The following is a 14,071-nucleotide window of genomic DNA, read 5'->3' on the forward strand; positions in this document are numbered from 1 at the left end:
ACATGGTCAATCGTATCCCAACAGTTAAACTGTCCACCCCTCGAGTACTAGTGAGCAGTTTTATCTTTGTATGCTTGCTCATGGCAGGATATTTTGGGTTGCGGACTCTGCGCCAAATATTGCTTCCGCTGCCCTTGGATCGTTGCGAAAGTAAACGATTTGAGTCCGCCGACTGGCAAGAGCGTTCACAATCCCACTCTCCCGCTGCTGTGCGCGGGTGCATGGTTGATGATCTGCTTAAGCGGCATACATTGGCAGGCAAGAGCCGTTTTGAAGTCATTGCTCTTCTGGGGCAGCCTGACACGACAGATTACTTCCAGGACTATGATCTAGTCTACTGGCTGGGGCCAGAGCGAGGACTGATGAGCATCGACTCTGAATGGTTGATAATCCGGCTTGACGCTCAAGGTCGGGTGAGCGACCATCAGTTGGTCACTGACTGAGATTTAACTATCGAGCTATGCATTGTCAGATCTATTTTGAACTTTGAGTTTGTTCGCGATCGCGTGTTACTCAATGGTAGCGTGACGACTGCTGTGGCTGACGTATGAAGCACGGCAGCATCCAGAACAAAGTGTTGCGGGGATCTTAGAGACAGCGGAATGGCGGCATTGCTGAATCGCGGAATGCTTCTTGCAAATTAGAGACTACGGACAAGGATTTGAGGTCAACCCTACAATTTTAAGTCGGGGGTTTGGTCTACTAGGGATGACTGAGCGAGCAGAACGCATTGGAGCACAACTCTCAATTGAGAGCCGATTAGGGCAAGGAACAGACGTGATTGTATCTGTAGATCGGGAGGCATCAACATGAGCCAGTCCACATCAATCCGTGTCTTGATTGTCGATGATCACGCGATTGTTCGGCAGGGGCTAGCTGTGCTGATCGAGAACGAGCCAGATATGACGGTGGTGGGGCAAGCAGGGAATGGACTGGAAGCGATCGCTCAATATCGGCAACTCCAGCCTAATGTCACCTTAATGGACTTACGGATGCCATAGATGGGCAGCGTTGATGCGATCGTCGCCATCTGTGCTAAATTCGCCCATGCCCACATGATTGTACTGACTACTTACGATAGGGACGAGGATATTTATCGAGCATTACGTGCCGGAGCCAAGGGCTATTTGCTCAAGGATGCTGAACCGGATGCACTCCTTAATGCCATTCAGATCGTCCACAGCGGGCAACAATATATCCCTTCCGAAGTTGCTGCTAAACTCGTGCAGCGGATGAACATTTCCCAGTTAACCGATCGCGAACAAGAGGTCGTGCATCAGATGGCACCTGGCTTAAGCAATCATGATATTGGTGCGGCCTTAAATATTACTGAAAGTACAGTCAAATTTCACATTAACCGCATTCTAAGCAAATTAGGCGTGAGCGATCGCACTCAAGCGGTGATTGCTGCGTTGAAGCGGGGACTCGCCAAGCTGTGACAAGCGATGGAACTGAACTTAAGTTCGGTTGAGGATGCATTCCAAAGTATAGTTAAAAACTGTCGTTTTATCCCTTTAATCAGTGAACTCTGGGTTGACGACAAAACTGCATTGATTTCATAAGCTGAAATCATACAAATAGCGGAAGCAGGAGAAATTACGGATAGGAGTCATGGCAATCCTTGATGCTGTGAGAAACCCCTTTCTATAAAGCATCCGATGAATCAAGATAGTTATCCTAATCAACTCTTTGTTTCCCTCTCACAACGTGATCACTATCAGGGGATGCTCAATGCCCCGGTCATACTTGTGGAATATGGGAACTATCAATGCCCTCAATGTAGGGAAGTGCGTCAGTTGGTTCAGGCAATTCAGCAACATTTTAATTCTGGGTTTTCTGAGGAGAATTGGGTATGTGGGGTGTTTCGTCACTTTGTGCAAAATTCGATCTATCCTCAAGCACAAAAGGCAGCACAAGCAGCAGCAGGCGCACAAGGTCAATTTTGGCAGATGCATAACATGCTGTTTATTCATTCACAAGAATTGGGAGACGGCTATCTAGTTGAGTATGCTGATATTTTAGGTCTCGATGTTTCCCAATTTCTGCAAGATTTATCCAATCAAGTACATGTCGATCGCATTAATCAAGACATGAAAAGGGGATTAAACAGTGGAGTAACATCTACCCCATCACTGTTTATTAGCGGAATTCGCTATCGCGATCGCTGGAACATGGAGCAATTGATGGCAGCTATTACTGCTGCAAATCATTGATTTCTCTATAAAGCTTGGTTCTCTGAAAGGAGCAAAAAACATTGAAATTTTCCTACACAATTCTCTATGTCAAAGACGTTACTCAAGCGATCGCGTTTTATGAACGTGCCTTTGGTTTAAAGCAACGGTTCATCGATGAAAGCAAGCAATACGCTGAGATGGATACCGGTGGAACGGCCCTTGCCTTCGCTACTAATGAGTTTGCAAACTCTAACCTACCCCAGGGGTTTCAAGAAAATAGCTTGTCGAAGTTGCCTGCTGGCATTGAGATTGGTTTTGTCACAGAGGACGTAGCTGCCGCGTTTGCACAGGCTGTAACAGCAGGTGCTGTAGCGGTTGTCGCCCCTACCGTAAAGCCGTGGGGACAAACGGTTGGTTATATCCGTGATTTAGATGGCATTTTAATTGAGCTGGGTAGTCCGATATAGCTGATCAAAACAGAGGATATTACCTTGTCATGGCTCAGTACGACTACGTTGTATTTGGTGCAGGCTCAGCAGGTTGCGTTCTCGCCAACCGTCTGACCGAAGACAGTGAAACAACCGTGTTACTCCTTGAAGCTGGTAATCCGGATACGAAGCCAGAGATTCACATCCCAGCAGAATGCCTTAGTTTGTTAGGTTCTGAAGTGGACTGGGCATATTTCTCTGAACCAGAACCCTACCTGAGTAACCGCAAAATCTTTTGTCCCCGTGGGAAAGTTTTGGGTGGCAGCAGTTCGATTGATTTTATGATTTATATGTGGGGCAATTCTCATGATTATGACCACTGGCAGTCATTGGGGAATTCAGGTTGGAGTTACCAAGATGTTTGCCTTATTTCAAGAAATCGGAACCCTTCTCACGAGGCGCTTCCAAATTTCATGGGGTCAATGGAGAGTTGAGTGTAAGCGATCTGATTGCACCTGCTGTGTTATCCCAACGCTTTGTAGACGCAGCGATCGCGTTGGCTATGACCATAATCCTGATGTTAACGGCAAGCAACAGGAAGGGGTAAGACTTTATCAGTTAACCATCAAGGAGGGAAAACGACACAGTGTTGCTGCTGCCCTCCTGTTGCTCATTCTCGATCGTCCCAATTTGACTGTAACAACAGAAGCGTTGGTCTACTCGCTTGTTGTTTGAGGACAACCGCACCGTTGGAGTGGAATATCTGCACGAAGGCACGCTGCACGAGGTTAGGATCAACCAAGAGTTTCTCTTTGGTCCCGTTGTGTTGGCACCGCCTGCTTATGCTTACGCTGGTGCAGGATTCACCAGTTTAATCTGTTCGATCCATCCACAAAACATTGGGAGCGTTAGTTTGCATTCACTCGACCCTCAGGATGCACCGATAATTCGGCTGAACTATCTCCAAGACGAAGCCGACGTGCAAAAGCTTGTGACCAGGATTAAATTACTTCGTAACTTGTTCCATACCAATGCGTTTGATGAGTTTCGTGGTGAGGAAATCGCTCCTGGTGCTGACAAGCAGAGCGATGCAGCACTTGAAGCTTACGTTCAGGAAGTTTGCGATACGGTGTATCATTCCGTCGGCACCTGCAAAATGGGTACTGACTCAATGGCGGTAGTAGACCCTGAACTACGAGTACATGGAATTGAAGGGTTGCGAGTCGTGAGTGAGTCTATCATGCCAACGATCACCACAGGAAATACCAACGCACCCACCATCATGATTGCTGAAAAAGCCGCTGATTTAATTAAAGCTACAGGTCGCGTTTCACAGCAAATACCTTCAGCAATTGCAAACTAACTCTTCATCACACAAATTGTTTCTCAACAGGAGCATCGTGACACAAACTCTCTGGCTCTTTGGCTCTCGCCTTAACATCGTTGCCGATCACACTACAACCGGCGGACAGTACGATCTAATCGAAGGCTACTTTCCACCGGGCATACAAACTCCTCCTCATCGTCACACGCGCTATTCTGAGCAACTTTATGTATTGGAGGGGGAGTTTACGGTTTGGGCAGGTGAGAACAAGGTTGTGCTGAATGCGGGTGAAAGCTTTCTAATTGCTCCATGTACCCCTCACGTTGTCGCTGCGCTTGGCGGTCGCCCCGCTCGCGGATTGGTCGTCGCTGCACCCAGTGCCTTTGCTCGATTGATTGCAGCAGTGGGGACGCTGGACGAAGCAGAACCAGCGGATATGAAGCTGTTTGAGCGTATCTCTGCTGAGATTGGTGATGAGATTCTGGGTGCCCCTGGAGATCTACCCTAAACAGGGAAGAAAACATAAAAATTTTTAAGAACGACCACGGCTATGTCGTTCTTAATGCCAAACTAAAACTACTCAACCATGTTCAAACTATCTGCTAAATTCTCCGTTACACTGGTCATTTTTACAGCATTAGTTCTGATCAGTTTGCAATCTTTTCAAGCAAAACCTGCTCTATCTAAAACGTCAGATACATACGCTCTGAATCAGCCAACCCTGGTTGCAACTGCCGCCACACCTCCCAACCTTGTTCCCGCTGTATTGGGAGGTAGACCCGTTTATGTGCTGTATGTGACCCAATCTGAAGATACTGTCTTAGTGCGTTGTTACCCTGGCTACGAACCTACGATCGCAGTTCGAGCGATGGGCAATGATCCTAATACTGACGCTCAGAGGGAAGGGGTCATGACCTGCCGTCTTTCTGCATAAAACAACAGATTAATTCACAAGACAATGCCGTCCAAAGTTCTGGGGCTAGAGATGAAACTTATCTCTGTTAATGTCGGGCTACCGCGTGAAGTGGACTGGAAAGGGAAAACCGTTAACACCGGAATTTTCAAAGCGCCAGTTAGCGATCGCGTGATGGTGCGATCGCTTAATTTAGACGGTGATCGGCAAGCAGATTTAACGGTTCATGGCGGAGCAGACAAAGCAGTCTATGTATATCCATTCGAGCATTACGATTACTGGCGTGGTGAGTTACCCAATGCAGAGTTAATACTGGGCATCTTTGGCGAAAATTTTACGACTACTGGCTTGCGAGAGGATGAGGTGAATATTGGGGATTGCTTTCATGTTGGCACTGTCAAATTGATGGTGACCCAACCTCGGATGCCTTGCTACAAGCTGGGGATTCGGTTTGGACGACCAGATATGGTGAAACGATTTCTCGCTAGTCGTCGCACAGGATTTTACTTTCGTGTGTTGCAAGAGGGTGAAGTCGGAACTGGAGACACTCTAGAGTTGGTGAGTCGGGACAACAACAACATCACCGTTGCCGATATCACTCAACTTTATGTTAATGCAGAGGAGAACCCAGAGCTACTGCACCGCGCGGCTCAACTTGAAGCTTTACCCAAAAGCTGGCGCGACTATTTTCAGCGGTAGCGTGTTTTGATTTCACGCCACAATTGCACCACTTATACAATTACAAGGAGTAATGGCATGACTACGTTCCGCACAGTTTCGATCGATGGTTTAGATATCTTCTATCGAGAGGCAGGCTCTCGTGAGAATCCAACAATTTTGCTATTGCATGGCTTCCCAACATCATCACACATGTTCCGAGATCTAATTTCTGCGCTGGCTGATCAATTTCATCTGGTTGCCCCTGATTATCCTGGTTACGGCAACAGTTCAATGCCCCTTGTGAATGAGTTTGATTACACCTTTGATCACCTGGCTGAGATTGTGGATAAGTTTATTACCGCGATCGATCTCAAGAAATACAGCCTTTATGTGGCGGGTGCAAGCTCTGATTGTGCAAAATGGAAATGCCTATGAAGAAGGTTTGCGGGAGTTTTGGGAGCCGATTAAAGCTTACTGGCAAGAGCGTTCACCTGAGAATGCTGACAAGCTCAGACCCTTTTTTACACTAGAAACAACAAAGTGGCAGTACACCAATGGTGTCCGCAATCCTGAAGCGATCAGCCCGGATAACTGGAATATGGATCAACTCTTTCTCGACCGCTCAGGAAATGTTGAGATTCAACTAGCACTGTTTTATAGCTATGGCACAAATCCACCGTTATATCCACAGTGGCAAGAGTATTTCCGCAAATATCAGCCACCGACTTTAATTGTTTGGGGCAAGAACGATTACATCTTCCCTGCCGATGGTGCTTATCCCTATCAGCGGGACCTGAATGACGTTGAATTTCATTTACTTGACACCGGACATTTTGCTTTGGAGGAGGAAGGAGAGGCGATCGCCAACCATATCACTCAATTTCTCACATCTCGACTGCAGCTTGTTCCTGCCTAACAAGGATGACCATCCTGGCATCCAATGGCTCATCATCATCACCACAGCCATGCTTAAACGGTGTTGTGAATTAGCAACCATCACAAATAATTACAGGATTCATCATGAACAAACTAGAAGGAAAAGTCGCGCTTGTCACCGGTGGCACCAGTGGACTTGGTCTCGCTACTGCTAAGCAATTTGTCGCTGAAGGTGCCTATGTTTTTATCACGGGTCGCCGCCAACCTGAACTGGATGCCGCTGTAGAATCGATCGGTAAAAACGTCACGGGTGTTCAGAGCGATGCCTCCAAGATGGAAGACCTCGATCGCCTGTTTGCCACAATCAAGCAAGAGCAAGGACATCTTGATGTAATCTTTGCCAATGCGGGCGGCGGAGAAATCGCCCCACTCGGAGCAATCACTGAGGAACACTTTGACAAAACATTCAACACGAACGTTAAAGGTCTGCTGTTCACCGTGCAGAAGGCATTGCCTCTGCTGCTAGAGGGCGCTTCTATCATTTTGAACGCCTCGATTACTTCAATCAAAGGCACACCAGCCTTCAGTGTTTATAGTGCAACTAAAGCCACCGTGCGATCGTTTGCCCGAAACTGGATACTCGACCTCAAGGATCGCCATATCCGGGTTAACGCTATTAGTCCTGGTGTGGTGCCCACCCCTGGCTATAACTTGATGGGATTGAATGAGGAACAGGTACAGGAATTTGTGGATAGCCAAGCTGCCAATATTCCATTAGGGCGAGTCGGCACACCTGATGAGATTGCCAAAGCTGTTGTTTTCCTCGCTTCAGATGACAGCAGCTTTGTGAACGGCATCGAGTTATTTGTTGATGGCGGCATGGCGCAGATTTAAAGCAGCTCTAGAAGCAGTTGGGAACGCTCCATCCGGGCTGTTGCTAGATAGGGTGATCCATCATCGCAAGCAAGGCAAGCCATCAAGTTAACATTCAACTAATTCAACTTAGGAGCCGCATGAGCACAATTACAACCAAAGATGGTACGCAAATCTATTACAAAGACTGGGGTACAGGACACCCCATTGTCTTTAGTCATGGTTGGCCACTCAGTGCCGATGCCTGGGAATCGCAGATGTTCTTTCTTGCCTCACACGGTTACCGCTGCATTGCGCACGATCGCCGCGGTCATGGACGCTCAAGCCAACCCTGGAACGGCAACGACATGGATACCTACGCCGACGATCTAGCAGAGCTTTTTGAGACACTGGATCTAAAAGAGGCAGTGCTGATCGGTCACTCTACGGGTGGCGGCGAAGTGGCACGCTTTATTGGACGGCACGGAACAGCGCGTGTTGCCAAAGCAGTGCTGATGGGCGCAGTGCCCCCGATCATGCTCAAAACGGAGGCAAATCCGGGTGGGCTACCGATTGAAGTCTTTGACGGCTTTCGGGAGGCATTTTTGGCAGACCGATCGCAGTTCTTTCTGGATGTGGCGAGTGGACCGTTTTTCGGCTTCAATCGACCGGGTGCCAAAGTCTCTCAAGGGCTGATCAACGCCTGGTGGATGCAGGGCATGATGTCGGGTCACAAGAACGGATATGACTGCATCAAAGCGTTTTCAGAAACAGATTTCACCGAAGATTTGAAGAAGTTTGACGTGCCGACGCTAATCCTTCATGGCGATGATGATCAGATTGTGCCGATCGGTGCTTCTGCTCCCCTGTCTGCAAAGCTCGTCAAAGATTCAACTTTGAAAATTTACCCTGGTGGGTCTCATAGCCTGGGCGACACAAGCAGAGATGAACTCAACGCCGAGCTGCTGGCATTTCTCAAGTCCTAAGGCTCGGGCGTTGAGGTAAAACATCGCTGCTAATGATCCGAATGGGTCATTCTCGTATAGCCACGCCTGTTACGGCTGACTGCTCGAAACCCAACCACCATAGGATTCACAACCATGAAGAAACTAGACGGAAAAATTGCAGTTGTGACAGGTGCATCCAAAGGAATCGGTGCCGCGATCGCCAAACACCTGGCAGCCGAGGGTGCAGCCGTAGTCGTCAACTATGCCTCTAGCAAAGAAGGAGCCGATCGCGTGGTTGATGAAATTAACAGCTCAGGCGGGAAGGCAATCGCCGTCCAGGCAGATGTTTCCAAAAGAGCAGAGGTCGAACAGCTTTTTGCCAAGACGCAACAGGTATTTGGCAGGCTCGACATCTTGGTCAACAATGCCGGAATGTATGAAAATGTCCCACTCGAAGACATCACGGAAGAGCACTTCCACAAGCACTTTGATCTCAATGTGCTGGGATTAATCCTTACTTCCCAACAAGGTGTAAGGTACTTCGGTTCGGAGGGCGGCAGCATAATCAATATTAGTTCGCTCGTTAGCACCCTCGCGCCTGCTACCAGCTCGGTCTATAGTGCAACCAAAGCGGCTGTCAATGCCGTAACGAAGTCGCTCGCTAAAGAGCTAGGTCCACGCAACATCCGTGTCAACTCCATCAATCCTGGTGTGGTGGAAACAGAAGGCACACACACAGCGGGAATCTCTCTTGGTAATTTCCGCGAACAGATTGAAGCGCAAACTCCGCTGGGTCGCATTGGACAACCGCAGGACATTGCCCCTGCGGCTGTCTTCTTTGCGTCCTCCGATTCAGCCTGGATCACTGGCGAAACGCTGTATATCACGGGTGGTCTTCGTTGACTTGGGTCAGACCGTTTTTGAGGCAATTCGGTCGGCGCGAAAAGGATCATCACAAAGGGAAACGCATGAGCAAATACATCACCGTGGATACCCAGGACGGAAGTTTCCATTCCTACGTGGCGCGTCCGGATGTCCTGCCAGCAGCAGCGATCGTTGTCATTCAGGAAATCTTTGGTGTCAACGCTGACATCCGAGACACCTGTGATGAACTCGCTTTGCAGGGATATATCGCAGTGAGTCCAGACTTGTTCTGGCGGATGGAGCCAGGTGTTGATATGTCGGACCAATCCGAGGCTGAATGGAAAAAGGGTTTTGCCCTCTACACAGCCTTTGACTATGATGTCGGCGTTGCAGACATCGCTTCAACGATGGAGACGGCGCGATCGCTGCCTGGCACCAACGGAAAAGTTGGATTAATGGGCTACTGTCTCGGCGGTCTGATGAGCTTTATCACGACAGCGCGCAAGGGTGCTGATGCCTCTGTCGTTTACTACGGTGGCAGCATGGAAAAGCACCTGGACGAAACAAACACCATCAAGAACCCGCTGTTAGTTCATCTGGGTGAGGAAGATGAGTACATCTCCAAAGAAGCGCAAAAAGATATCATCGAAGCGCTAAAGGACAATGCAACTGCTCAGGTGTTTACCTACCCAGGTTGCAAACACGCTTTCGCCCGTCACCGTGGCATCAGCTACGACAAGGATGCAGCCGCCCTGTCCAATAGTCGAACCGCCGACTTCTTCAAGTTGCACCTCAAGTAGGGAAACCTTTCCCTACTTCGATCAAGAGAGTTAAACCAGTATCACTCTTGACGAACCAACAGAACGACTGTTGGGCGAAGAGCATTATATCCACTTGAATCAGTGTGAAAACTGTCTTTTCACCATCCAACGAGATAAACAAACAACCAAGGAGATCACAACATGAACATGCTCCCTCTCAGGAGAGGTATCCGCCTGTTTCTGATCGTCGCACTCTTTTTAGGGACCACTATTATCACTTCTTTAGGAGTCACCATGAATTCTGCAAGCGCACAAGATAGCAAGCCCACAATCGTCCTCGTCCATGGTGCATTTGCTGAGTCTTCCAGTTGGAACGGTGTATTGTCCGAACTGATTCCGAAAGGTTATCCGACGGTTGCCGTAGCTAATCCCCTACGCGGAGTCAAGAGCGACGCGGACTACGTTACCAGCGTCCTCAAGGGCATTGAAGGTCCTATCGTGCTGGTTGGGCACTCCTATGGAGGTGCGGTGATCACCAATGCGGTCAATGACAATGAAAACGTGAAGGCACTCGTCTACGTTGCCGGTTTCGCTCCTGATGCGGGCGAGACTGCCGCTGAACTCTCAGGGCGTTATCCTGGAGGCACACTCGGACCAACGCTCGCGCCTCCAGTCGAGCTGCCCGATGGTGGCAAGGATCTCTATATTCAACAGGACAAGTTCCATGCGCAGTTTGCCGCAGATGTACCCGCCAGCGACGCACAGTTGATGGCTAGCACTCAGCGTCCGATCACGGAAGCTGCGCTTAACGAAGGCTCCGGCGAGCCCGCATGGAAGTTTATCCCATCCTGGTTTATCTATGGCGAGCGCGACTTGAACATTCCCGCAGCAGCGCAGGCTTTCATGGCGGAGCGCGCTAACTCCAAGGAAACGGTCGTTGTGAGTGGTGCATCACATGTGGTGATGGTTTCCCATCCAGATGCCGTTGCTGAGATCATTGAGCACGCCGCGGCTGACAACTAAAGAGGCATAAACAGATTGCGGACTTATGGAACTCGTCTTTTCGCAACTGTTTTGAATTCCATTGGAGAGCGGCTATCTTCTTTGCGTTCTCTCAAACTGGATCACTGGGGAAATGCCGTTCAGGTAGCTTTTAGCAAACAGAAGCGTAAACATTAATAGACAAGAAAAAACAATGAACATTAACAAGAATGACACCGCAGTGGTCGTTATCGATCCACAAAACGATGTCTTGAACGAAACAGGAGTTTCCTGGGGCTTAGTGAGTGACAGTATTAGGGAAAATAAGACTGTCGAGAATATTGAGCGAGTCTTCAAGACTGCAAAACAAGCTGGATTTGAGGTGTTCATCTCTCCTCACTATTACTATCCCACTGACTATGGGTGGAGTTTTGCCGGAACGGTAGAGCGGATGATGTTGGAGTCTAAAGAGTTCGATCGCAAGGGTGTGTTGAGCCTTGATGGTTTCTTAGGATCTGGTGCTGATTGGCTCGATCGCTACAAGCCTTTCATTGAGGATGGTAGGACGATCGTGGTCAGCCCCCATAAAGCCTATGGACCACAGAGCAACGACCTCGTTTTGCAACTGCGTAAGCGCAATATCAACAAAGTCATTCTCCTTGGAATGCTAGCTAACATCTGTGTTGAAGCTCACTTGCGTGACTTGATCGAACAAGGATTTGAGGTGCTCGTCGTCAAAGACGCAACGGCTGCCCCTCAGCATCCTGAACTGGGCGACGGCTACAAGGCGGCACTGATTAACTTTGGGTATATCGCTAACGCAGTTCTGTCTACCGATGAAATTGTAAAAGCCATGCAGTGAGAGAAGCATTTAAAGCAAATATGGCAAAAACCATTCTGATTACGGGAACCTCCTCTGGATTGGGCAAAGCCACTGCACGTTTTTTTGCCCACGAAGGCTGGAATGTTGTAGCTACAATGCGGCAGCCGGAGAAAGAACAAGAACTTGTTCAACTCCCCAACGTGTTTGTCACACGGTTAGACGTTCAAGATCGCGTCAGCATCACCACAGCAATTGAGGCTGCGATCGCTCGCTTTGGGCAGATCGACGCTTTGATTAACAATGCTGGCTTTGGGCTTTTTGGGTTGTTCGAGGCAACACCGCCCGAAAAAGTAGCAGAGCAATTCAACGTCAACGTCTTTGGAGTCATGGATGCTACACGTGCGGTTTTGCCGCATTTCCGGCAAAACAAAGCTGGCTTAATCCTGAATATAAGCTCAGGAGCAGGCGTAGTCACGCTGCCGATGCTTTCGCTATATTGCGCTAGCAAATTTGCCCTCGAAGGCTTCAGCGAAGCCCTTTCCTACGAGTTGACCTCGCAAAATATTGTTGTGAAGCTCATTGAGCCTGGTGGCATCGCAAACACGAAGTTCGAGCAACGTATCGGCATTGAAGCTGTGGAAAATAGTGCAATTCCTGACTACGATCGCTTCGTCACTCACACCAACGCTGTCTTTGAAAGTCTCCGTGACGTGCGCCAATCTACAGAGGAGGATGTTGCGAAGGTAATCTACCAGGCAGCAACCGATGGTACAAATCGTTTGCGCTATGTGGCAACGGAGGACATTCAATCGATGGTGAAGGCGCGACGGGAAACCTCCGAGGATGAATATATTGCCTTCATGCGAACTCACTTTAGTACCAAATGACCACTCACGTTAGGTAATGTAAGTATGGATTCTGAGTACTACGACGACATTATTATTGGTGGCGGTAAAGCGGGTAAAACACTTGCACCAGTACTAGTTGCTGACGGACGGAAAGCAGCACTGGTTGAACGCAGCTTAACCATGATTGGTGGCGGTTGCATCAATCTCGCCTGCATTCCTACCAAGACGATGGTTGCAAGTGCTTACGTTGCAAATACAGTGCGAAATAGTGCTACGTATGGAGTTAAAACCGATGCACTCACTGTTAATTTAGCCAACGTAATTCAACGAAAACGAACGGTTGTCCAATCTATGCGTGACATGAATTTGCACAACCTAGAAACTGCTTTAAGCTACAATCTGATCATTGGAACAGGACAATTCGTTGCGCCCAAAACAATCGAGGTGACAACCGCCGAAGGTAAAACCCGGCACCTCACCGCAGAACGATTCTTTATCAATACAGGTACAAGGCCGTCAATTCCGCCGGTGCCTGGACTCGAAGAAACTGGTTTTTTGACCAGTGAATCGATCATGGAGCTAGAGCATTTCCCAGAACATCTGATTGTTCTCGGTAGCGGCTACATTGGCTTGGAATTTGCTCAGATGTTCAAGCGCTTTGGCTCTCGCGTCACTGTGATTGGGCAAAGTGAGCAAATTCTGTCACAGCAAGACCCCGACATTGCGATCGCTGTTCAAACTCTTTTAGAGCGAGACGGTATTGAATTCTTGTTGAAGGCAAAGGTGTTAAGAGTCGATCGCGCTGGTAATGCGACTGAGCTACAAATTCAAGTCGCTGATCAGAAAATAACTCTCCAGGGTTCACATCTGCTCATCGCTGTTGGGCGTGTGTCTACCACTGATACTCTGAATCTAGCTGCTGCTGGTGTAGCAACCGATGCCTATGGATTTATCCCAGTCAACGATCGTCTGGAGACCAACGTACCGGGAATTTGGGCATTAGGCGATATCAATGGAGGACCACAATATACTCATGTATCGCTCGATGATTACCGCATCGTCAAAGCAAATCTGATTGATGGCGGCAACTGTAGTACGCGCGATCGCTTGATTCCATCCTGTCTTTTTATCGATCCAGAATTAGCGCATGTGGGGTTGACCGAAACCGAAGCGCGGCAACAAGGGTATACCATCCGAGTAGCAAAACTGGATGCTTCAGCGATTCCTAGAGCGCGAACATTGGGGCAAACTGATGGACTGCTGAAGGCGATCGTGGATACCGAGACAGACCGAATTCTCGGCTGTTCACTGTTGTGTCATGAAGCAGGTGAAGTAGTTTCGACAGTGCAGCTGGTGATGCAAGTGAGGATGCCTTATACCGTTCTACGAGATGGTGTCTTGACTCATCCCACCATGACTGAGGGGTTAAATCTGTTGTTCTCGAAGCTGTAAAAAGGTTTATTTTCGCTGGGACGTGGCTCGGTATATTCCTCACTCTCCCTATCCTACTGGAGTTTAGACTAAACGCAGCGGTAGACATCGAGAAAAGAGCAGTCAGAGAAATAAACCGCCTGCTCCTGGCATTCTGAGAAAAGCACTACCAATTCTCAAATGCCGATA

General features: G+C 48.6%; 20 protein-coding genes. All 20 read left to right on the forward strand.

Annotated features, from left to right (window positions below):
- Positions 1–80 precede the first annotated feature (80 nt).
- The 20 genes from NDA01_RS25750 to NDA01_RS25830 all read left to right on the forward strand — a co-directional run bounded on the left by NDA01_RS25750 (position 81) and on the right by NDA01_RS25830 (position 13,903).
- Positions 81–443, forward strand: coding sequence for a hypothetical protein (locus NDA01_RS25750; protein ID WP_348230216.1), 363 nt, complete (start codon positions 81–83; stop codon positions 441–443).
- 366 nt (positions 444–809) lie between these two features.
- Positions 810–1,001 carry a response regulator transcription factor gene (locus NDA01_RS32005; RefSeq protein ID WP_431193523.1) on the forward strand — a complete coding sequence of 64 codons (192 nt, stop codon included), beginning with the start codon at positions 810–812 and terminating at the stop codon, positions 999–1,001.
- Positions 1,002–1,439, forward strand: coding sequence for a LuxR C-terminal-related transcriptional regulator (locus tag NDA01_RS25755; RefSeq protein WP_431193524.1), 438 nt, complete (start codon positions 1,002–1,004; stop codon positions 1,437–1,439).
- A gap of 219 nt (positions 1,440–1,658) precedes the next feature.
- Positions 1,659–2,213 (forward strand): DsbA family protein, encoded by a 555-nt coding sequence (locus tag NDA01_RS25760; RefSeq protein ID WP_348230217.1) that lies wholly within the window; start codon positions 1,659–1,661, stop codon positions 2,211–2,213.
- Between the two features lie 41 nt (positions 2,214–2,254).
- A complete protein-coding gene (locus NDA01_RS25765) occupies positions 2,255–2,641 on the forward strand; it encodes a VOC family protein (RefSeq protein WP_348230218.1) in 387 nt (128 codons plus the stop codon).
- A gap of 29 nt (positions 2,642–2,670) precedes the next feature.
- Positions 2,671–3,096, forward strand: a complete 426-nt coding sequence (locus NDA01_RS32010; protein ID WP_431193525.1) for a GMC family oxidoreductase N-terminal domain-containing protein — start codon at positions 2,671–2,673, stop codon at positions 3,094–3,096.
- A 230-nt stretch (positions 3,097–3,326) separates the two neighbouring features.
- Positions 3,327–3,965, forward strand: a complete 639-nt coding sequence (locus NDA01_RS32015; protein WP_431193526.1) for a GMC oxidoreductase — start codon at positions 3,327–3,329, stop codon at positions 3,963–3,965.
- A 37-nt stretch (positions 3,966–4,002) separates the two neighbouring features.
- Positions 4,003–4,434 (forward strand): cupin domain-containing protein, encoded by a 432-nt coding sequence (locus NDA01_RS25775; protein ID WP_348230219.1) that lies wholly within the window; start codon positions 4,003–4,005, stop codon positions 4,432–4,434.
- Positions 4,435–4,512: 78 nt separating this feature from the next.
- The gene (locus NDA01_RS25780) at positions 4,513–4,860 is read left to right on the forward strand and encodes a hypothetical protein (RefSeq protein ID WP_348230220.1); all 348 of its coding nucleotides are present in this window, start codon (positions 4,513–4,515) and stop codon (positions 4,858–4,860) included.
- Between the two features lie 51 nt (positions 4,861–4,911).
- The gene (locus NDA01_RS25785) at positions 4,912–5,538 is read left to right on the forward strand and encodes an MOSC domain-containing protein (protein WP_348230221.1); all 627 of its coding nucleotides are present in this window, start codon (positions 4,912–4,914) and stop codon (positions 5,536–5,538) included.
- 57 nt (positions 5,539–5,595) lie between these two features.
- A complete protein-coding gene (locus NDA01_RS32020; RefSeq protein ID WP_431193527.1) occupies positions 5,596–5,934 on the forward strand; it encodes an alpha/beta fold hydrolase in 339 nt (112 codons plus the stop codon).
- Positions 5,888–6,415: an alpha/beta hydrolase gene (locus tag NDA01_RS32025; protein ID WP_431193528.1), complete on the forward strand. Its 528-nt coding sequence runs from the start codon at positions 5,888–5,890 to the stop codon at positions 6,413–6,415. The genes NDA01_RS32020 and NDA01_RS32025 overlap by 47 nt, the downstream gene beginning before the upstream one ends.
- Positions 6,416–6,519: 104 nt before the next feature.
- Positions 6,520–7,269: an SDR family oxidoreductase gene (locus tag NDA01_RS25795; protein ID WP_348230222.1), complete on the forward strand. Its 750-nt coding sequence runs from the start codon at positions 6,520–6,522 to the stop codon at positions 7,267–7,269.
- A gap of 119 nt (positions 7,270–7,388) precedes the next feature.
- Positions 7,389–8,213, forward strand: a complete 825-nt coding sequence (locus NDA01_RS25800) for an alpha/beta fold hydrolase (RefSeq protein ID WP_348230223.1) — start codon at positions 7,389–7,391, stop codon at positions 8,211–8,213.
- A gap of 114 nt (positions 8,214–8,327) precedes the next feature.
- Positions 8,328–9,077, forward strand: a complete 750-nt coding sequence (locus NDA01_RS25805) for an SDR family NAD(P)-dependent oxidoreductase (protein WP_348230224.1) — start codon at positions 8,328–8,330, stop codon at positions 9,075–9,077.
- Positions 9,078–9,160: 83 nt separating this feature from the next.
- Complete coding sequence (locus NDA01_RS25810) at positions 9,161–9,838, forward strand: dienelactone hydrolase family protein (RefSeq protein WP_431193529.1); 678 nt, start codon at positions 9,161–9,163, stop codon at positions 9,836–9,838.
- A gap of 162 nt (positions 9,839–10,000) precedes the next feature.
- On the forward strand, positions 10,001–10,822 hold the full coding sequence (locus tag NDA01_RS25815) for an alpha/beta fold hydrolase (protein ID WP_348230226.1): 822 nt from the start codon (positions 10,001–10,003) through the stop codon (positions 10,820–10,822).
- A gap of 172 nt (positions 10,823–10,994) precedes the next feature.
- Positions 10,995–11,642 (forward strand): cysteine hydrolase family protein, encoded by a 648-nt coding sequence (locus tag NDA01_RS25820; RefSeq protein WP_348230227.1) that lies wholly within the window; start codon positions 10,995–10,997, stop codon positions 11,640–11,642.
- Positions 11,643–11,662: 20 nt separating this feature from the next.
- The gene (locus NDA01_RS25825; RefSeq protein WP_348230228.1) at positions 11,663–12,490 is read left to right on the forward strand and encodes an SDR family oxidoreductase; all 828 of its coding nucleotides are present in this window, start codon (positions 11,663–11,665) and stop codon (positions 12,488–12,490) included.
- Positions 12,491–12,514: 24 nt separating this feature from the next.
- Positions 12,515–13,903 (forward strand): mercuric reductase, encoded by a 1,389-nt coding sequence (locus tag NDA01_RS25830; RefSeq protein ID WP_348230229.1) that lies wholly within the window; start codon positions 12,515–12,517, stop codon positions 13,901–13,903.
- Positions 13,904–14,071: the final 168 nt, after the last annotated feature.

Origin of the sequence: Trichocoleus desertorum AS-A10, from assembly GCF_039962155.1 — a bacterium.
In the GTDB taxonomy this organism is placed as follows: Bacteria; Cyanobacteriota; Cyanobacteriia; order FACHB-46; family FACHB-46; genus Trichocoleus.